16 protein-coding genes are annotated in these 18,468 nt (G+C 44.2%); 9 read left to right on the forward strand and 7 right to left on the reverse strand.

Features of this window, described 5'->3' with window-relative positions; genetic code table 11:
* Positions 1–12: 12 nt before the first annotated feature.
* The gene (locus LYNGBM3L_RS21055; RefSeq protein WP_008187636.1) at positions 13–522 is read left to right on the forward strand and encodes a hypothetical protein; all 510 of its coding nucleotides are present in this window, start codon (positions 13–15) and stop codon (positions 520–522) included.
* 217 nt (positions 523–739) lie between these two features.
* Positions 740–1,627, forward strand: coding sequence for a hypothetical protein (locus LYNGBM3L_RS21060; RefSeq protein ID WP_008187638.1), 888 nt, complete (start codon positions 740–742; stop codon positions 1,625–1,627).
* Here the strand turns inward: LYNGBM3L_RS21060 and LYNGBM3L_RS21065 are convergent.
* The gene (locus LYNGBM3L_RS21065) at positions 1,624–2,094 is read right to left on the reverse strand and encodes an ATP-binding protein (RefSeq protein WP_324293497.1); all 471 of its coding nucleotides are present in this window, start codon (positions 2,092–2,094) and stop codon (positions 1,624–1,626) included. The genes LYNGBM3L_RS21060 and LYNGBM3L_RS21065 overlap by 4 nt on opposite strands.
* Positions 2,095–2,484: 390 nt before the next feature.
* Positions 2,485–3,474, reverse strand: coding sequence for a sugar transferase (locus LYNGBM3L_RS21070; protein ID WP_044494201.1), 990 nt, complete (start codon positions 3,472–3,474; stop codon positions 2,485–2,487).
* A 114-nt stretch (positions 3,475–3,588) separates the two neighbouring features.
* Between LYNGBM3L_RS21070 and LYNGBM3L_RS21075 the strand changes: the two genes are divergently transcribed.
* Positions 3,589–4,368, forward strand: a complete 780-nt coding sequence (locus tag LYNGBM3L_RS21075) for a 7-carboxy-7-deazaguanine synthase QueE (RefSeq protein ID WP_008187645.1) — start codon at positions 3,589–3,591, stop codon at positions 4,366–4,368.
* On the opposite strand, the gene LYNGBM3L_RS21080 is transcribed toward LYNGBM3L_RS21075, so the two are convergent.
* Positions 4,352–4,690 carry a pentapeptide repeat-containing protein gene (locus LYNGBM3L_RS21080; RefSeq protein ID WP_008187649.1) on the reverse strand — a complete coding sequence of 113 codons (339 nt, stop codon included), beginning with the start codon at positions 4,688–4,690 and terminating at the stop codon, positions 4,352–4,354. The two genes, LYNGBM3L_RS21075 and LYNGBM3L_RS21080, sit on opposite strands and share 17 nt — an antisense overlap.
* Positions 4,691–5,075: 385 nt before the next feature.
* Positions 5,076–5,723, reverse strand: a complete 648-nt coding sequence (locus LYNGBM3L_RS21085; RefSeq protein ID WP_008187651.1) for a DUF3318 domain-containing protein — start codon at positions 5,721–5,723, stop codon at positions 5,076–5,078.
* A gap of 592 nt (positions 5,724–6,315) precedes the next feature.
* Here LYNGBM3L_RS21085 and LYNGBM3L_RS41355 point away from each other — a divergent pair.
* Both LYNGBM3L_RS41355 and LYNGBM3L_RS21090 read left to right on the forward strand, forming a co-directional pair.
* On the forward strand, positions 6,316–6,522 hold the full coding sequence (locus LYNGBM3L_RS41355) for a hypothetical protein (protein ID WP_131827050.1): 207 nt from the start codon (positions 6,316–6,318) through the stop codon (positions 6,520–6,522).
* A gap of 236 nt (positions 6,523–6,758) precedes the next feature.
* The gene (locus LYNGBM3L_RS21090; protein ID WP_008187654.1) at positions 6,759–13,529 is read left to right on the forward strand and encodes a translocation/assembly module TamB domain-containing protein; all 6,771 of its coding nucleotides are present in this window, start codon (positions 6,759–6,761) and stop codon (positions 13,527–13,529) included.
* 238 nt (positions 13,530–13,767) lie between these two features.
* Here LYNGBM3L_RS21090 and LYNGBM3L_RS21095 read toward each other — a convergent pair whose 3' ends face one another.
* Both LYNGBM3L_RS21095 and LYNGBM3L_RS21100 read right to left on the reverse strand, forming a co-directional pair.
* The gene (locus tag LYNGBM3L_RS21095) at positions 13,768–14,223 is read right to left on the reverse strand and encodes a hypothetical protein (protein WP_324293498.1); all 456 of its coding nucleotides are present in this window, start codon (positions 14,221–14,223) and stop codon (positions 13,768–13,770) included.
* Between the two features lie 746 nt (positions 14,224–14,969).
* Positions 14,970–15,224: a hypothetical protein gene (locus tag LYNGBM3L_RS21100; protein WP_008187661.1), complete on the reverse strand. Its 255-nt coding sequence runs from the start codon at positions 15,222–15,224 to the stop codon at positions 14,970–14,972.
* Between the two features lie 284 nt (positions 15,225–15,508).
* Between LYNGBM3L_RS21100 and LYNGBM3L_RS21105 the strand changes: the two genes are divergently transcribed.
* The 4 genes from LYNGBM3L_RS21105 (at position 15,509) to LYNGBM3L_RS21120 (ending at position 18,264) form a co-directional block, all read left to right on the forward strand.
* Positions 15,509–15,895, forward strand: coding sequence for an esterase/lipase family protein (locus LYNGBM3L_RS21105; RefSeq protein WP_008187662.1), 387 nt, complete (start codon positions 15,509–15,511; stop codon positions 15,893–15,895).
* 50 nt (positions 15,896–15,945) lie between these two features.
* A complete protein-coding gene (locus LYNGBM3L_RS45990; protein ID WP_008187663.1) occupies positions 15,946–17,247 on the forward strand; it encodes a tetratricopeptide repeat protein in 1,302 nt (433 codons plus the stop codon).
* A gap of 250 nt (positions 17,248–17,497) precedes the next feature.
* Positions 17,498–17,872 carry a DUF433 domain-containing protein gene (locus LYNGBM3L_RS21115; RefSeq protein ID WP_008187664.1) on the forward strand — a complete coding sequence of 125 codons (375 nt, stop codon included), beginning with the start codon at positions 17,498–17,500 and terminating at the stop codon, positions 17,870–17,872.
* Positions 17,869–18,264 (forward strand): DUF5615 family PIN-like protein, encoded by a 396-nt coding sequence (locus LYNGBM3L_RS21120; RefSeq protein ID WP_008187665.1) that lies wholly within the window; start codon positions 17,869–17,871, stop codon positions 18,262–18,264. The genes LYNGBM3L_RS21115 and LYNGBM3L_RS21120 overlap by 4 nt, the downstream gene beginning before the upstream one ends.
* Positions 18,265–18,312: 48 nt before the next feature.
* Here the strand turns inward: LYNGBM3L_RS21120 and LYNGBM3L_RS44040 are convergent, their stop codons facing one another.
* Positions 18,313–18,465 carry a hypothetical protein gene (locus LYNGBM3L_RS44040; RefSeq protein ID WP_154659873.1) on the reverse strand — a complete coding sequence of 51 codons (153 nt, stop codon included), beginning with the start codon at positions 18,463–18,465 and terminating at the stop codon, positions 18,313–18,315.
* Between the last annotated feature and the right edge of the window lie 3 nt (positions 18,466–18,468).

An 18,468-nucleotide genomic window follows, 5' to 3' on the forward strand; every position in this document is an offset into this window, starting at 1 on the left:
CAGGAGAAAACGATGACCATTTCTCGTGTAAAAACAATTTTAGCGACCGTGTTACTCAGCACAGTATTGCTGGTAACATCCTGCGCTCAAAAAGCCCCCTCTCGTTTTGACCAGGCACAACAGGCCAGCAGCCAGGCTAGAAGTGGTCAGGCTGTTACCAAGAATGCCACTCAAGGGTCTCAATTCAACAAGTTTTTCCCACCATCAGGGGGTGGTTATCAACGAGTATATACCCAGGAGAAAAAAGGTTTTGCTCAAGCCAAGTTGAAGAAAAATGGCACTGAGGTGGCAGTTCTCTCAATTTCCGATACCAGCAGCATTCCTACCACTGCTGCCAAATATCAGCAAAGTGGTCAAACCATTGCTGGTTATCCAGCCCGGGAAATTGGTTCCACTCAAACCGCTATTTTGGTCGGTAAGCGCTACCAGGTAAAGATCCAATCCCGAGATCCGTCGTTTACCGCTAGCGATCGCAAAGCCTGGTTAGCAAAATTTAACCTCAGTGGTCTTGCCCGACTTTAGTAAATAAATGCTACAAGGAAAAAGGTGAATGGGGAATAAGCATCCTCAATCACACGAATCACGGGTGAGTAGGTCATTAGTCATCAGTCATTAGTTATCAGTAACTACGATCAGTAACTACGATCAGACTCGGTGTTGGTCACTCAGGACTAATAACCAAGGACTAATGACCAAGGACTAATGACTCGAAGGTATCAGATTGTAAAGGAGTCTGAGTGTGAGCAAAGCAATTTTTGAAATCGTTGATGATCTGCCAACGAAGAACCTGACCATCTCGGCGCTGAAGTCTCTAGACTTTGTTGTGCCTGGAGAGTGGGAAAATTTAGTGGGATTTGAAAATACCATTCGTGCGATCACTGGTGAAGAAGACGAAGAGGTAATTCAGGAAATTGGCGATCGCGCCGTCTATCTGTTCAATGACCGCTCCCAGGGCTACCAACGAGCGCTGTGGATTTACCAAACCATTGATAGCACTGGTACGGCTTTGGGTACAGCAGCTTTAGCGAACAAGGTTGGTGAAAAAATTCCCTTGTTGGGTTTCTTGAACAGGTTGACTCCGAAAGCTGACAAAGCCCAAACTATCGATCTGTCCATCAAAGTGGTAGGGGAATTGATCGGCTTTTGCCAAATTAATGGTCTGCCTGGGGATAGCATTGGTGACTTTGTGGGTGCCTTAGCTGACTATAGTGGCGCATCTATAATGCGTATGGCAGCACTGGTTTGTTTTGATGGTCTGATTCCCCTTGGTCCTGACTTTATCATGGGAGTACAGTCAACTCTAGAGCGTCTAACTCCCAACGAGTTGGAAGAAAGTGGGAGTTTCAAAGGGATCCAGGATGCGATTCCTGGGGATGATTCCGAAGGCAAGCTCAACTTTATTGGTCAAAGCTTTGAATCGGTGAAGGGATGGATGAGTGATTTCGTTACTGACCGAGGTGTGACCCCAGAACAAATCGCTAATAACTTGCAAAGTTTTATTGAGTTTTCTGATGACAAGTTAGACTATCTCGCCGCTTTTCTGGATATGTCTACTAACTATTATGAACACACTGGCATTCAAAGTCTGGCGCGTAGCTTAATTGAACGCGCCGCAGCGGAAATCTAGCACCATTTACGCATTAGTAGACAATTACGTTCGTCAGACAGACGTTGGTAGGAAACTTCGTCTGTCAGCTGATTCATAAACATCAACCCTCTGCCTCCTTCTTTTTCTAAAGGGTCATAGTCCTCTTGGCAGAGGGATTCCAGCTTGGATTGGAAATCAAAAGGCTGTCCATAGTCCCAAAGCCGCATTTCTAATCCATCAGTAAATAACTTTAACTCCAGCTCTATTACTGTAGTTTTAGGTAAATGTCGATGAGCATGGCGTACTACATTAGTAAATCCTTCCACCAAAGCAATTTGACACTGCTGCCAAAATTGCTGAGGCAGTAGGTCAGAAGTGAATTCCTCAAACCACTGTAATACATCTTTGACTTCACTCAAGTCTGTTTGGACCATTAGACGAGATTCTCGAAGCGGTTTTCCATTGCACATTAACCGACTGAGTTTCCAGGTTTTATTAATAAGCACCACTATTTTGTAAGATAAAAACAACAATGACTCTTCTGCAACACGGAGGTTCCGATCATCATGTCGATGCAGATCGGTCTAGTGGGAACCACTATATTAGCCTAAATTGATCGAATTTGATGGTACTTTTAAAAATTCTGGTGTTTACACGGTCTATGGCATTAGACTTCGCGGCAGTTGTCGGGAACTTCGGACAAGGGAACTTTGGATCAGCGGACAATAATTGAGAAAGACAGGATCACAAAAATACTTTGACAAGAGGTCTATTCTAATCTACTATTAAAAAATAGTTTTCGGTTCCAAGGTAAGCTAGGCTGGCATTTCATAAATTACCATCACCTTCCCCAGTAGGGGCGAAGGTGATGGGTCCAAACTCATCTAACCATAAAACTACATTCCATCTTTACGAACCACCACCAGGATAGTTTTGAAGATAATTCTGATATCATGGGCTAAGCTCCAGTGATGTTGGTATTTTAAGTCCATTTGAATGATATCTTCAAAACTACGGATTTTTGAGCGTCCATTCACCTGCCACTCACCAGTGATACCCGGTTTTACGTTTAAACGTTGCCACTCGGGAACCTCATATATTTCTACTTCATTGACTGTTGGTGGTCTTGTACCTACTAAACTCATCTCCCCTTTCAGAACATTCCAGAACTGAGGCAGTTCATCCAAGCTGGTTTTCCGTAAAAAATGACCTACTCTGGTGATTCTGGGGTCATTCTCATTCTTAAAAACTTTGCCATCAGCTTGATTTTTAACTTTCTCTTTTAGCTGTTCAGCGTTAGCACACATGGAGCGAAATTTCCAGATCCGAAACCGCTTTCCCATCCAACCACAACGGATTTGACCAAAAAAAATCGGACCAGGGCTATCTAGCTTAATAGCAAGGGCAATGGGAAGAAATAAAATACCAGTAATTCCCAAACCCACGATTGCACCCAGAATATCGATTAATCGCTTCACCGGAGATCTAACGGAGGGATGGGTTGTTGGTAAGTGATTTACTGATTTGTTGGTGCTTAGTGTGGTACTATTATCTGATGGTTGTATGGTTAACCTTTGGTCTAGTCCTGTAATGACCAATACAGACATGACTTGGGGAGTGACATTTTTAAGCAACGTTTTAACCCCTTGTTCTAGGGCGCTTTTGTGATTACTCACTAATGCACCGATACCACTGCTATCGATAAAATTAGTCTGGTGAAAATCAAATATGATTGTTTCAGGCAGAGGAATTTTTTGGAGAAGCTGCTGGAATAGTTGCTTAAACTCCACAGCTTCTAGTACACTGACACGACTGGGTAATTCCACCACGGGAGTATCTTGTGAGAACACTACCAGGAAATTGTCGCTCTTGACTGAATCAACCATCATAGAAGAAAAAGGGCTAGATTTTAACCTATAGTCTTGACCATTATTTTGTCCTAGAACGCTAGGATTCGCCAAAAAATAGTCAAATATTATGAAATCTTTGAAAATCTGAACATGCTCTGTGGGACTCAAGCAACTGCCCGCCTGATCGAAGTTTTTTCTGCTATTCAAGGAGAAGGGCTAAATGTTGGCACTCGTCAGATCTTTATCCGGTTTGCCCTATGTGATCTAAGATGTCATTTCTGTGACAGTTTCCATACCTGGGCTGTCCCTCCTCAATGCCAGGTGGAACAGACTCCCGGTAAGCGTGATTTTGAAACTTATCCAAATCCAGTCCCCCTGCGATCGCTACTGAAATGGGTTGACAGACAAAATCAACATCGATTGCACGATAGCATTAGCCTCACTGGTGGTGAACCTTTACTTCATACTCCGTTTCTGGTGGAATGTCTGCCTGAGCTACGACAGTTAACTGGATTGCCCATTTACCTAGAAACTGGCGGTCATCGTCCTGAAGAGATGGCAAGGCTTTTGCCCTATTTGGACTCAGTGGGTATGGATATTAAGTTGCCCAGTGTGAGTGGAGAAAACAGATGGGCTGCTCACAGGGAATTTCTCAAGCTGTGCCACAACTCATCAGTGGAGGTATTTGTCAAGTTAATTATTGATTGCCACACTGACCCCACGGAGTTAGAACAATCTGCTGATTTGGTAGCAGCGGTTAGCGCGGAAATTCCAGTATTTCTGCAACCAGTGACTCCGTTGGAGGGGTCTGGGCAACCAATAGTTGCTCCTACTCCGGAGCAGGTTTTGGCTTGGCAGGCTTTAATGAAGCATTCTCTTAAGCAGGTAAGGGTGGTGCCTCAGACCCATAAAATTATCGGTCAGCTTTAGGGGTCTGTTGAAAGTTAGCTGGTTGAAAGTTAGCTGGTTGAAAGTTAGCTGGTTGAAAGTTAGCTGGTTGAAAGTTAGCTGGTTGAAAGTTAGCTGGTTGAAAGTTAGCTGGTTGAAAGTTAGCTGGTTGAAAGTTAGCTGGTTGAAAGTTAGCTGGTTGAAAGTTAGCTGGTTGAAAGTTAGCTGGTTGAAAGTTAGCTGGTTGAAAGTTAGCTGGTTGAAAGTTAGCTGGTTGAAAGTTAGCTGGTTGAAAGTTAGCTGGTTGAAAGTTAGCTGGTTGAAAGTTAGCTGGTTGAACGCGATTGCGTGGCCTTTTGGCCAAGGTTGAACGCGATTGCGTGGCCTTTTGGCCAAGGTTGAACGCGATTGCGTGGGCTTTTGGCCAAGGTTGTTCGCCTTTGGCGTTCGGTGAAGGGTAGGTTGTTTGCGTAGCGTGGCCTTTAGGCCAAGGTTATTTTAGTTGAACGCGATTGCGTGGCCTTTTGGCCAAGGTCAACAAACAACAGTCAGCAAACAACAGTCAACAAACATACAGTTAACAAACATAAAGTTAACAAACATAAAGTCAACAAACATACAGTTAACAAATAACCATCAACAAATAACCGTCAACAAACATACAGTCAACAAACATACAGTTAACAAATAACCGTCAACAAATAACCGTCAACAAATAACCAACAGTTAAGTCTTGCCTAGACATCACACTACATGGTTGTGCCTTCTCCCTTGGCTTTGGCTTGGGCTTTGGCTTTAGCGGCACTGCGTTTGAGAGCAGAGAGCCGGTCTTCGTATCTGCGCCGTAGACGACGACTAGGGGTGATTTCAATTAAGGTTTTCAAGGCACTGCCTAGACTCTTGTAGGCATTGGGTAGGGTATAACCAAAGCGAGTAGCTAGTGCGATCGCTTTTTCGTCAGCTTCGATAGCATATTTGAGGTTTTTCTCCCCATTGTTTTTTTGATAAAGTCGCCAACCTGAGACTCCGCATAGGGCTAATGCTAACAGCAGCAGTAAGCCATCTTGTACCCAGAGTTCCCCGACAGCACCCCCTAAACCAATGGCTAGGGCTGCCATTTCCCAGCCTTCTTTAGGAATTGTGTCATTTTGAATCCGGGCAACTTCATGCCAAAACAGGAGGTTACGCTGGTCAAGGGCGAGCTGCTCCCATTTAGTTAGGTCAATTTGAATTTCCACCTCGTCTGAACCTAGTTCTTCACAACGAACCAAGGGGGGATTGACTTCTGTTGACCCTTCCACCATCACCCAGCTTTGTAGCTCTGGTGGTAGTAAGGTTTTTAGTCGTCGGAGTTCACTCATTTCTGCTCTAGCAGAAGACGCTGCATAGGATGTCATTCATATCCTCCTACAAAAAACTTTTTCAAATTGAGCTGTTTGTGACCGGACAGTATCGACGAATTCGATTTACCCAAGTTTAAGATGTTGTGTACTCGACGAGAGTGAACTTCGAGGAAGCTAACTATCAGTAGTACGTCAAACTAATCCCTAAGGGTACTACTAGGCACTAAGCGCTTCGCCCATGGTCTTCTCTTTCTGTATTTAAATTTATAGTAGCGTTTCAGGGCTGACAGCTCAAAAACCAGATTAACCCATTACCAATTATCCCCATTACCCGATCACCCTATCTTCAGAATTTTCACCAGTAAATTAAGATTGCTTTGACACTCCCCGGTCATTAGACGCGGGGATTCTTAGATCAACGAGCCGCCGTAAACCGCCGAGTTCCAATCTTTGACGCCGCCAAAAATAGGACAATGCTTAACCAAAAACCCGTGAAAACACCAAGTCCCCAGTCAATTCACGACAGACCTAGAGGGCAGTTCTCCTTAAGCGTTGGAGTACTTCCTGGAAGTGCCTTAAAAGTCCGTTTCCCTTCCTTTTCCTCAAGTTCCGGTGTGCCCCACCGTACTTTGCGGTGCGCTTGACCTTGGCGAATTTAATTCGCCAAGGTCAAGCGCACCGTTTTTATCTCAAAGGTGATTCTTCTAGGTTCACACGCCAACTTTTAATTGACGGTTGGGTTTTTAAGGAGGAGTTTCCCTACCCTCCGAGCATTACTACTTTATGGTCAATCAAATTGCGGGTCTCTTTCCCGGTTGAGCCAACGGTTTTGCAGCCTGTACTCTATATTTAAGTCTACATTGGCTTTGACGATATTGGCTTTAACGATGATTCCGGAATTCCTCAAGATATTTTTCCACGGCGACTAAAGTCGCTACGAGCCTATATCCGGTGGTTTAAAAACACGGGGTTTTGGCTTGGGGAATTCCATAAAATTTTAGCGACCCTGTATCAGTCAATTTCCGGAATATATTGCAGCCGATCTGGAATAATTTTCAGCAAATCCTCTAATCATCCTGATATTCGGATATGACCAAGTCTTCCCAAAATCCTCCCCCTGAACCAGAGGCAAATCAAAGCCGGAGTGCTGTAGCCAGTATACTCCAATGGGGAAAACGTCCCTCTACTATTACCTTTGCCATGATCTCCCTGACCATTGGTCTGGTGGGATATTTTGGGGTCAGGATGTGGCTATACCAAAACTTACCTGGCTGGATTGAAACTGAACTGAGTAATGTCATCAAGCGAGATGTACGGGTTGGACAACTGAAAGCCTTATACCTGACTAGCCTGGAGTTGGGACCATCCTCTATCCCAGCTACCACCACTGACCCTGACCATGTGGCTATCAAAGCGATCAAAGTAGGTTTTAATCCCTTGCCTTTACTTGTCAAACGCTCTTTGCCTGTGACCATTAACTTGGTAAATGTGGATGTGTATGCCCAACAGGAAGCGAATGGGGAATGGATTAACTTAAAAGACTTGAATTTCGATAATTCCTTCTCTCCTCCGATTGATTTGGATGCTAAGGTGCGGGTGTGGAATGGTAAAATTGCCCTTTTACCCTATGGTCAGACTAATCCATTCAAGCTCAAACTTGATGCTACTGCTGGCTTATCCAACAACAATAAGCGTCTCAAGTATAGTATCACAACTGCTATTGCTGAGGGTAAGACCAAACTGGAGGGCAAGACATGGCTGACAACTGGGCAAAGTCAAGCTAGGGTCAACGTCCAAAACTTGGCATTGGCGGAGCTGATGCCGTTAATCAGAGCGGTTATTCCCAATATCCCAGCTAATCTCCAATCTGGTGAATTAGATGCCAAACTGAATATTTCCCTGCCTTCGGTTAAGGAAATCCCTGATGTTAAGGGTAAGGCTGAATTTAAAGGGATTCAGGTGCAAGTAAACCCGTTGAAGGCACCGGTGAAGGCTAACGCTAGACTGCGCTTCCAGGGAGACCAGGTGCGCTTGGAAAAAACTCAGGGGAGTTATGGAGCAATTGAAGCGTTGGTATCTGGTCAAGTCGGTTGGACAAAAGGGTTTGACCTGAATGTTGAGGTCACGCCCTTTAGCTTGGCGAAACTGCTGAAAACTGTTCCGCTGAAATCCCCAGTGCCAGTAGATGGGGAAATGGCAGCGGACTTATCGATTACCGGTCCGATTAACCAGCCAGAGGTGACTGGCACACTACGGAATACTAAAGTGACCACCATCGACAAGGTTAAGTTGGCTCAGATTCGGGCTGACTTGGCTGGGAATTTTTCCCAAGTGGTCTTGACGGATTTCTTAGTAAAACCTGAGGCAGGTGGGAAAATTACTGGGCGTGGTCAAGTAAGACTGGCTAGTGACCAGCAAGGGGGAACTAAACCTCAGGGAATGCCCCTAGCGTTCGATTTTATCGCTGCCCTTCCGGTGGATGCCATTGCATCTCCCTATAAGCTGCCATCTCAGATTACCCTGGGCAACCTCGACGCCCAAGCTACCATCAGAGGAAACACTCAAAACCCCCAAGGGAGTCTAATTTGGCAAGCACCAGCGGTATCCACTTCATCTTCAAAGAATATCGGGGTTTCTGGTGCTGGAGAACTCCTGTTGCTCAATCAGAATATTTTACTGCGTAACACCCAGGTCAAGGTCGGTAAAGGGAGAATCACTGCTACGGGTACAGGAAACCTTAAAACCAGTAAGTGGGAAGCTACTGTAGTGGCTAACGCTGTGCCTCTAGACCCCTTCTTACCCCTGTCGGGACAGTTAACCCAAGGAAAAATCAACCTCTCTGGTAGTTTCAAATCCTTTTCTCCTAAATCTATTGAGGCAACAGGAGATATGCAGGTGGGGGTAGAAGGGGGTAAGGTGAAGGCTACAGGTCAGGTAAATCGGGGCATGGTGGAGTTGGACGCCAGAGCCTCTAAAATTAAACTGAATAAGGTAGTGCCCAAGTTGGGTTTACCGATTGGTTTAGATTCTGGCAAAATCAACCTTTCTGCTTCCCTGGAGTCTCTGCTATCTTCTAGCTCAACTCCCAACCTCAATAGCCTGATGAATACTATCGATGGCAATTTTAATGGGTTGCTCGGGGTGGGTGGGGGTAAGGTTAATGCTACAGGTCAGCTAAATTCAGGGAATCTGGATGTTAATGCATTAGCTGGTCAAATTCAGCTCAATCCCCTAGTTCCCAATTTGGCCATACCAGTAGCACTACGGTCGGGTCAGCTTAATCTTTCGGGAACCCTAGCATCTCTTATCGCCTCTGGCTTGAATCGGGACTTCAATAGCCTCAATACTATCAAGGCCAATTTTGAGGGAAACTTAGGGGTCGCTGATGGTCAAGTTAATGCCAAAGGTCAGTTAAATTCAGGGAATCTGGATGTTAATGCATTAGCTGGTCAAATTCAGCTCAATCCCCTAGTGCCAGATGTAACCATACCAGTAGCGCTACGGTCGGGTCAGCTTAATCTTTCCGGAACGATAGCATCTCTGCTTGCCTCTGCCTTGAATCGGGACTTCAACAGCCTAAATACTATCAAAGCCAATTTTGAGGGAAACTTAGGGGTGGCTGATGGTCAAGTTAACGCTACAGGTCAATTAAATTCAGGAAATCTGGATGTTAATGCATTAGCTGGTCAAATTCAGCTCAATCCCCTAGTGCCAGATGTAACGATACCAGTAGCGCTACGGTCAGGTCAGCTTAATCTTTCCGGAAGCCTGGCATCTCTGCTCGCCTCTGCCTTGAATCGGGACTTGAATAGCCTCAATACTATCAACGCCAATTTTGAGGGAAACTTAGGGGTGGCTGATGGTCAAGTTAATGCCAAAGGTCAGTTAAAGTCAGGGAATCTGGATGTTAATGCATTAGCTGGTCAAATTAGCTTGAGTAATAGTATTCCTAATCTAGCGCTACCGATAGCTCTCAAGTCAGGTAAAGCTAACCTTTCTAGTTCTTTAGAGTCTCTACTGGCTTTCGGCTCATCATTTAACCTTGACCTACTCAAGGCAATTCAGGCTAGCTTTGATGGAAACCTAGGTGTAGGTGGTGGTAACGTTAATGCTATCGGTCAGTTAAGCTCTGGGGTGCTGACTGCGGATGCGATCGCAAACAGCCTGGATGTAGGGGAAATCGCATCCCAAATGGCCTTAGCTAACTTCCCAACTATCGATACAGAAATCGGGGGAAAAGTCAAGTTAAAGAGCCGACTTAACACCCTAGACCCCCCAACTCTACTGAATCAGACTGACCTACAAGCAGACCTTAACGGAGTACTAGCCCAAGGGAAACTTAACCTAAATAGCACCCTTAGCAAGGGTCTATGGCAAGCGGCAATTAATACCACTAATCTTGATTCCTCCTTACTGGTTAGTCAGTTATTACCGGAGCTGGGTAACCAAAAACTAGAGCTAGGACCGCTGAACAGTCAACTGAATTTATCCGGAAACCTCAATCCTCTGCTCAATCCTGGTGCTATTGCTACCATTAAAGCAAATACCCTATCGCTAGAGTTGCCAAAACATTCCTTTAATGCTAAGGGAGTAATCCTACTGTCCCATCTCACCAAAACTAACCCTAGTCAGATGCCATGGGAGATTGGAACTGATCTAAACCTAGAGGTTGGTTCTGATCTCAGTAAATTGCCCTATAACCTGCTATTGAGTCGGTTACCTTTGGAGCAAATTTCCCCAGGGTATCAAATTCAGGTCAAGGGTCAAGCTGACTTGAACGGTCGCATCCAAGGGAAAAATTTACTCTCAGCCCCTTTCCTACCTGGGAATTTGAATATGACCGGGAATCTACAGCTATCGAATTTGAAGGTTAACGACTTAACCTTTGAGCCAGTGTTAGCTGGGCCAGTAACCGTTGCGCCAGGACAAGAATTAGCCATAGATTTACGAGGAAAGAAAGATGCGATCGCAACTCGCCTCCAACCCTGTACTAGAGGAGACCAATGTCTTGCTCCCTATCTGCCCGCATCCTTTACACTCAAACAGGGACAAGGGTCACAATTCCCGATTCTGATCACAGGAGTACGCCGGGGAGATAACTTAAGGGCTCAGATCAAGAATTTTTCCCTAGCTATCCTTAATCTGACCCCTGGTTTGATCTACGGTATTCCCGGTAGATTGGAAGGCGAGGTAACAGGGCAAGCTAACCTGAATCTTTTCACCCTAGAAACCTCTGGTCGTAATACTATCGAAATTAAGGAACTTGCTATAGGAGAAATAAACGCTAAACAAGTTAGTGCTAACTTCTCCTATCAAGATCATATTGCCCAGATCGCATCAGCTGCTTTAATCTTAGGCAACAGTCGATATTTATTCAAAAATGGTCGATTTAATCTCAAGTCTCAACAAATAAATGGCAAGCTGACTATTCCAGAAGCTTATATTGAAGACATCCTGACTATTGTCAAAGGTGTTGATATTATCGACATCGCTCAAGGATTCCAAACTACTAATTCCTCTACTACTAATTCCTCTAGTGATAAAATTGGTAACAAGAAATTTGGCAACGCTGACCAATTACGACCATTCCCTAGTATTATACATGGCTCCCTAGCTACTCTCCTACGACGGTTTGCCAAAATAAATGCCCAAGACGACGCTGTTGCTAACCCGTTTAATCCCACTACACTCCTGACTAATTTAGATATTCGAGGTAAGTATACTGGAGAAATTGCTGTTGCTGGAATCTTGACTAATCCTAAAGTCGATTTTAATGTTGAAGGCAACAATTGGCAGTGGTATGCTAATTCTCCCAATCAAGTAATTGTGCTCAACCAATTGGTTGGTAAAGGCAGTTACGACCAAGGTGTAATTACTGTGCAGCCAGCCCGAATGGAATTGGGGGAAACAGTCTTAGCATTTCAAGGACAGCTTGGCCAAGAAAGCAACTCAGGAAACTTCCTCCTCCAGAATCTATCTCTAGAGACCGTTAGCAATTTAGCCAGCAATTTTGTCACTATTCCCTTTGACATTGCAGGTAACTTGAATGCCAAAGGCGAGCTGGGTGGTAGTCTCACCAATCCCCAAGTCACCAATGGGCAAGTCGCTGTTGTAGATGGCTCCGTCAATAATACCTCCCTCGATGATATTGAAGTCAATTTCGACTATGTTGATTCTCGTCTTGACTTTGACACCAACAAACCAGATTATCTACAAGTCTCTGGTAAAGTCCCCTTTCCCCCCAAACCAGATAGCGATCGCATCGATATCAACCTCAAGTTGGCAACTCCAGCCATGGCACTCCTTAGTGTAGTGACTCAACAACAAGTGGAATGGGTGAATGGAGAGGATAGAACCGCTGATATAGACCTGGATGTTAGTGGAAGTTTGGAGTTAGCAGATAGTATCAAAATTAAAGACTTATCAGGAACATCTGAGGTTAATATCCAGAATGGTACTATCAAAACCAAGCTCCTAGAAGATGACTTTACTCTCAATGTTGTAGGCAAGTTTAAGTTAGATGATCAACGCCTGCAAGTAGTAAACTCTCCAGATACAGAAGGTCAAAAAACTCTCGAAGGTAACCTAGCAGGGATTGGATTTTCCCTGTCTGGGGAATTGCCGATAGTGTCAAATAGGATAGCGTCAAATACGACAAACTCCTCCAATCCCCTAACCCTGACAATTCCTAAAGATAACCTAAAGTTAGCAGGGCTCTATGAAGGGGGAGTAGCAAGTAATATCGTGATTACTGGTTCAGCATTGCGTCCAGTTATTGGAGGAAACATTAACTTAGAAAATGGGCAAGCCTTTATACCGAAGATACAGGAAACCAAGACCCAAGCAAGTGACGAAAAACCCGTTAATAATACGTCTAATCAGACTCCCTCAGTAGTCCGTAGTAGAATAAATAATCTGTTTGTGCCTAGGTTAAGGAATTTTCAGATAAATTTGGTAAATGAGTTAAGAGTGCAACAGTTTCCCATATATGATATTCGAATAGCTGGTGATTTAACCCTCAACGGTCCTATCAATGGCAATCTCCAAAACTTACAAGGATTGGGAACAATTACGCTACGACGTTGGGAAGTTGATGTATTAGAAACCGAATTTGTTTCAGACAGGCGGCACAATAACACCATTGTATTTGTACCAGAACAGGGATTACTCAATCCCAATTTAGATCTTAAGTTTATCACCATAGCCTTTGAGCCTTCTGGTGCCTTACGTCAAAGACGGGTTGATAACGAAATCCTTGAGAATGTCGTGCAGTCTTCTCGACCCGACCAAGTGAAGATAACCCTCGCCATCAAAGGTCAAACTAGTCAAATCCTTGCCCTAGGAGGAGAGAAAGATTATTGTGCTGATCAGCAAATTGCTACTAGTGGACAAGATAGTGGACTAGCTAAACTTGGTTCAAAAACCACCATCTTGTCTCGCCAACAATTCCAACAGCTCTCTGAGTGTGTTTATGGCGAAGCTATTGCTAATAGTGAAGACAAGGAGTTTCTATTTTCCCCCATTGTTAGTTTAAGCAGTACTCCTCCCCGCAGTGAAAGTGGAATTATCGCTCTGCTCGGTAACAGTTTTATTACCCAAGTTGAGACTATCGCTAACAGCAATGAACGAGAAATAGCTGAGTTAGTGATTACTCAGTATGTTGTGCGACCAATTATCAAAGATATTTTATTTACTGTTGAAGAACAAGTCAGCAATGTCGGGAGATCCATCGGTTTAGCTGATTTACAGGTTTACCCAACCTTCGATGCCATTTATGATTTGGGACAAACTTCCTCAGTTGAATTGAGTTACGACTACGTGTTTAATGAGGTACAAGTTAGATATAAATGGCAATTTTGATGTCAGCAGTCAGCAGTCAGCAGTCAGCAGTCAGCAGTCAGCCGTCAGCCGTCAGTGATCAGTGGTCAGTGGTCAGCCGTCAACTAATGTAACTTAGATTAAACTAATGCTTACCTGTTTTATCCAAAAGCTGATAGCTGATAGCTGAAAACTGATAGCTGATAGCACCTCAAGTAGCACCTCAAGTAGCGCTAATCGCTGTTCGCTGATACGCGACACGCTGATAGCTTACATTATACTATTTTTTCAAAATACTACAGATAAGTTCCCCTGGACCATTGTCTTGAAATGGCACAACAGTTCTGTATTTCTTAACTCTAATGCGATTGCGACAATTATATATTTCTATAGGAGTAGCAACGCCATTAACACTAACTGCTGCTCGATATTCCCATAGATACTTAGCACTCCGCTTAATGCTAAGGATGCAAATCCGGTTGTTATTTTTAGTGCGGCAGTAGGAGAAAGCAAGAGCGGGAGGTGCAAAGGCAAAGGATAATGTTAGCAACAGCAATAAAGTAGTTAGGTATTTTTTCATTTTTAAATTTGTTATTGGAGGGAATCGGGAATCGGGAATCGGGAGTCGGGAATCGGGAGTCGGGAGTCGGGAGTCGGGGAGATGGGGAGATGGGGAGAATTTTATTAAGTAGATGTAGGGTGGGCAGTGCAACAGACAGATTAATGTGCTTGCCATCGGGTTGCTAGGCACTGCCCACCAAGGAGAATTTTATTAAGTAGATGTAGGGTGGGCAGTGCAACAGACAGATTAATGTGCTTGCCATCGGGTTGCTAGGCACTGCCCACCAAGGAGAATTTTATTAAGTAGATGTAGGGTGGGCAGTGCAACAGACAGATTAATGTGCTTGCCATCGGGTTGCTAGGCACTGCCCACCAAGGAGAATTTTATTAAGTAGATGTAGGGTGGGCAGTGCAACAGACAGATTAATGTGCTTGCCATCGGGTTGCTAGGCACTGCCCACCAAGGATTAATCACAATAGAACACTTGTTGATCACCTCAAGAGGTCTTGTGTTGATCAGCTGAGCCTGTTAATAACCTACAACATCATAACCTTAAACCTACCCTACTCGAACGCCAAAGGCGAACAACCATCTAACCTTGGCCAAAAGGCCACGCTTCGCGAACAACCAAATAACCTTGGCCAAAAGGCCACGCTTCGCGAACAACCTGCTAACCAAAAAAAAGTAGCCGCAGAACTATGTTCCACGGCTAGGAATTGTTACTTATGTCTCAACTTTGTAAACCTAATCAAACATAATCCGATCAGACCGTAAGCTATCAGCGTGTCGCGTATCAGCTATTAGCTATTAGCTATCCGTTTTCAGCTATCAGCTAAACACTGACCACTGACGGCTGACCGCTGACCGCTGACATCAGACCTGATGCTTTGGGGGGGCAAAGCCCCCCAAAATTTAAGCCCTTAACCCAGCATTAAGTACTTCGTCATTACCGTCATGAATTCGCCAGGAATGTCAGTCGGCTGAAGGGGGCTCCACTCGTCAACTTGGGCGTAACCCCGTGCATAAAGGGTATAAATGGTGTTGTTTATTGCCTGGCGGGAGCCTTTCAAAATGTGCTTAATGGGGTATTTTTTTTGGGAAGGTTCCTGAGGCGTATTACTAGGAGTAATTTCCTCAGGATTGTTTTCTGGGTTAGGGCGAAAATTGTCGGACATAGTTAACAATTCGTTGTTAAGTTACAAATATAATCATAACGATAACATTTTAATTTGTCAAGGGGTTTTATAATTTTTTTTCGGAGGGATAATTGAAAGAAATTGTACGGTTATGGAATTTAGAATTTAGAATTTAGAATTTAGAATTTAGAATTTAGAATTTAGAATTTAGAATTTAGAATTTAGAATTTCCGACTCCCTATATTTTCCTGTGTTAAAATAATTCGAGATTGGGTTTCAGGCATCTACTAGTTAATGCTATATAATTAACTTGAGGGTAACCGTTGAGGGATTTAACCGGCTTAATCGAAATCTCAAGCTATCAGGACTTATTGCCCAGTGCGGATGTGGTGTTTGTTCACGGGCTGGGAGGGGATGCTATCAGCACCTGGCATCCCCAGGGAAAACGGGATGATGATGACTGCTGGCTAGGTTGGTTAGGAAAAGATAATTTATGCGTTAACATCTGGTCTTTTGGGTATGACGCTGAAGCGACAAACTGGACAAGCCACAGCAGTATGCCCCTTTTCGATCAAGCCAGTAATTTATTAGAGTGGCTAGATATCAACGATTTCGGCCAACGTCCATTAATCTTTATTGCTCACAGTATGGGCGGGCTTTTAGTCAAAAAGATGGGGAGCATCCCAATTTGGCACGTTAGCTCTTTTTAGGGGGCTGAAACCCTTGAAATATCGTTGCTTTGGGTAATATTGTTTCCAAAATGGGATGCTCCCAAAAGATGCTCAACAGTGCCTTGACCTTTCAAAAGCAAGCTATTCTTGAGCAGACGAAAGGGATTGTATTTCTGGCTACTCCCCACACTGGGTCTCATCTAGCTAATTTAATTGATAATATTAACTTTCTGACACGAACTACAATAAGTGTAAAAGAACTAAAAGCTCATTCCCCTCAGTTACGGGAATTAAATGAATGGTATCGAGAACATGTTCGGAGTCTAGGAATTGCCACAAAAGTCTATTACGAAACCCAGGCTGTAAACGGGATTTTGGTTGTAGACGAGGATAGTGCCAACCCAGGCATTGAAAAAGTGAAGCCGGTTGCGATACCAAAGAATCACATTGACCTATGCAAACCAGAATCTCAAGATAGTCAGGTCTATCTTGGTGTCAAGAGATTTATCAAGGAATGCCTCAAAAAAAAAGAGATAAGCTTAAATCACCCCAGTAACATTATTAATCATGCTAGGGCCTACTCTGTAGAAGCGTTTGAGTTATCTTGGAACAGTTTGCCACCAGAAGCCCAACAGTTAGGATGTCTTCTGAGTTTGTTTGCTCCTGCTCCTTTTCAGTGGTCACTGGTAGAGACTTGTGTTATCGATGAAAATCAGGAACAATGGTATCAACAACAAGAAGTATTGGAAGAGTTACGCGTTCGCGTAGCGTGGCCTACGGCCAATCGCTTTCTGGTAAATCGTAATTTGTTGCAACTGACCGAACAGCAAACCTATCGGCTTCATCAACTAATGCGAGAATTTTTCCAGACCAAGCTGGCTCAATTACCAGAGGCCGATTGCTACAAGCAACGCTTTTGTCAAGGAATGGTGGCTGTGGCCAAAAAAATTCCCAAGACACCAACTCGCGATCAGATTGCAGCAGTTACCCCCGCCATCCCTCATTTAGCCGAAGCTGCCACAGTCCTAACTGACTGGCTCAGGGATGAAGATTTAATCTGGCCCTTTGTTGGCTTAGGAAGATTCTATTACGGTCAAGGTAGCTATGACCAGGCTGAACCCTTGTATCAGCAATGTTTAGAGATAACTAGAAGCCGCTTGGGTGAGAACCATCCCGATGTGGCTACCATTCTCAACAACCTGGGTTTACTCTACTACTCAATCGGGCGCTATGATGAGGCTAAACCCCTTTATCAACAGGCATTGGAGATTGCCGAACAGAAGTTAGGGCCAAATGATCCTGATACTCGAATCTATCGTCAAAATCTGCAAATTTTGCGCTCTCCTTTATGGACGGGTATATATCGAGCGTGTCTTGCGTTAAAACCCTAGTTTTGTGACTAGACCTTGCAGCATTAGGAACAGATGTGCCATTGCTGAGGGGCGGGATGAATATCAGCAGAGTGGGCATCCTGCCCGCCCGGAAATGAAACAGGCAAGATGCCTGTTCCACCAACATGCCCATTCTAAAAAACTCTTAAAATCATTCTATTATTAAACAACGCCTGATTTTAAGCTGACCACTGACCGCTGAATACTTAAATACTTCGTAAAATAGAGATACATTAAGAAAGCGATAGATATGGCTCCAGTTTCTAATAGCAATACAGCTATAATTCGCACAGAATGGGGATTAACCATTGCCGGAACACGCATCACCCTCTACGATGTGATGGATTATGTCACAGCTCAGTATCCACCAAAATTAATTGGGGATGTTCTTAACCTAACTAAGGAACAAGTAAGCGCAGCCCTATCATACATCGAAGACAATCGTACCCAAGTCGAAGCCGAGTATCAAACTATTTTGCAGGAGGAACAGGAAAACCGACAGTACTGGGAACAGCGGAATCGAGAACACTTTGCTCGCATTGCAAAAATGCCCCCTAAACCCGGTCGAGAAGCGTTGTGGGCAAAACTCCAGGAACAGAAAGCAAGACACGCACAGAAAGCATGATTTTCTTGATTGATCACAATCTTGAGAGACATGCAGTAGTTTTGTTAGGCAACATTGCTAATCAAGGTTGGCTTGAGACTCTCCCCATCCGTTTCGTCTCCTTTCAAGAAGTTGAGCTACCAATCGATAGCAATGATCGAATTGTTTGGCGCTTTGCTCAAGCCAATCAGATGATTCTATTGACAGCCAATCGAAAGATGAAAGGTAAGGATGCATTAGAGAAGGTTTTGCGTGAAGAAAACAAGTCCAATTCCCTTCCTGTCATCACAATTGGCAATGCTGATCGGGTCTTGGATGAACGAGCCTATCGGGATAAATGTGTAGATAGGCTACTTGAAATTGTGATTGAAATTGACAATTATATGGGAGTCGGTCGGCTCTTCATTCCGTAAGATAGCATTGGAAACCAGTGTTTAAGCAAGAAATTGGGCGTTGCTGAATCAACGAATCAATAGGAGTAGAGTGGGCATCCTGCCCGCTGCGCGAAATAGCAGTAGAGTAGGCATCCTGCCCGCCCGACCAGTAGAGTGGGCATCCTGCCTGCCCGGAAATGAAACAGGCAACATGCCCATGCCACCAACAGCCCATTCCACCCT

Source organism: Moorena producens 3L (assembly GCF_000211815.1).
GTDB classification, from domain to species: Bacteria; Cyanobacteriota; Cyanobacteriia; order Cyanobacteriales; family Coleofasciculaceae; genus Moorena; species Moorena producens.

Coding starts and splice junctions, on each gene's coding strand:
- LYNGBM3L_RS21055 (WP_008187636.1), top strand. CDS start 13: ATGACCATTTCTCGTGTAAAAACAATTTTAGCGACCGTGTTACTCAGC.
- LYNGBM3L_RS21070 (WP_044494201.1), bottom strand. CDS start 3,474: ATGGTTGATTCAGTCAAGAGCGACAATTTCCTGGTAGTGTTCTCACAA.
- LYNGBM3L_RS21075 (WP_008187645.1), top strand. CDS start 3,589: ATGCTCTGTGGGACTCAAGCAACTGCCCGCCTGATCGAAGTTTTTTCT.
- LYNGBM3L_RS21085 (WP_008187651.1), bottom strand. CDS start 5,723: ATGACATCCTATGCAGCGTCTTCTGCTAGAGCAGAAATGAGTGAACTC.
- LYNGBM3L_RS21090 (WP_008187654.1), top strand. CDS start 6,759: ATGACCAAGTCTTCCCAAAATCCTCCCCCTGAACCAGAGGCAAATCAA.
- LYNGBM3L_RS21095 (WP_324293498.1), bottom strand. CDS start 14,223: ATGGCAAGCACATTAATCTGTCTGTTGCACTGCCCACCCTACATCTAC.
- LYNGBM3L_RS21100 (WP_008187661.1), bottom strand. CDS start 15,224: ATGTCCGACAATTTTCGCCCTAACCCAGAAAACAATCCTGAGGAAATT.
- LYNGBM3L_RS45990 (WP_008187663.1), top strand. CDS start 15,946: ATGGGATGCTCCCAAAAGATGCTCAACAGTGCCTTGACCTTTCAAAAG.
- LYNGBM3L_RS21115 (WP_008187664.1), top strand. CDS start 17,498: ATGGCTCCAGTTTCTAATAGCAATACAGCTATAATTCGCACAGAATGG.
- LYNGBM3L_RS21120 (WP_008187665.1), top strand. CDS start 17,869: ATGATTTTCTTGATTGATCACAATCTTGAGAGACATGCAGTAGTTTTG.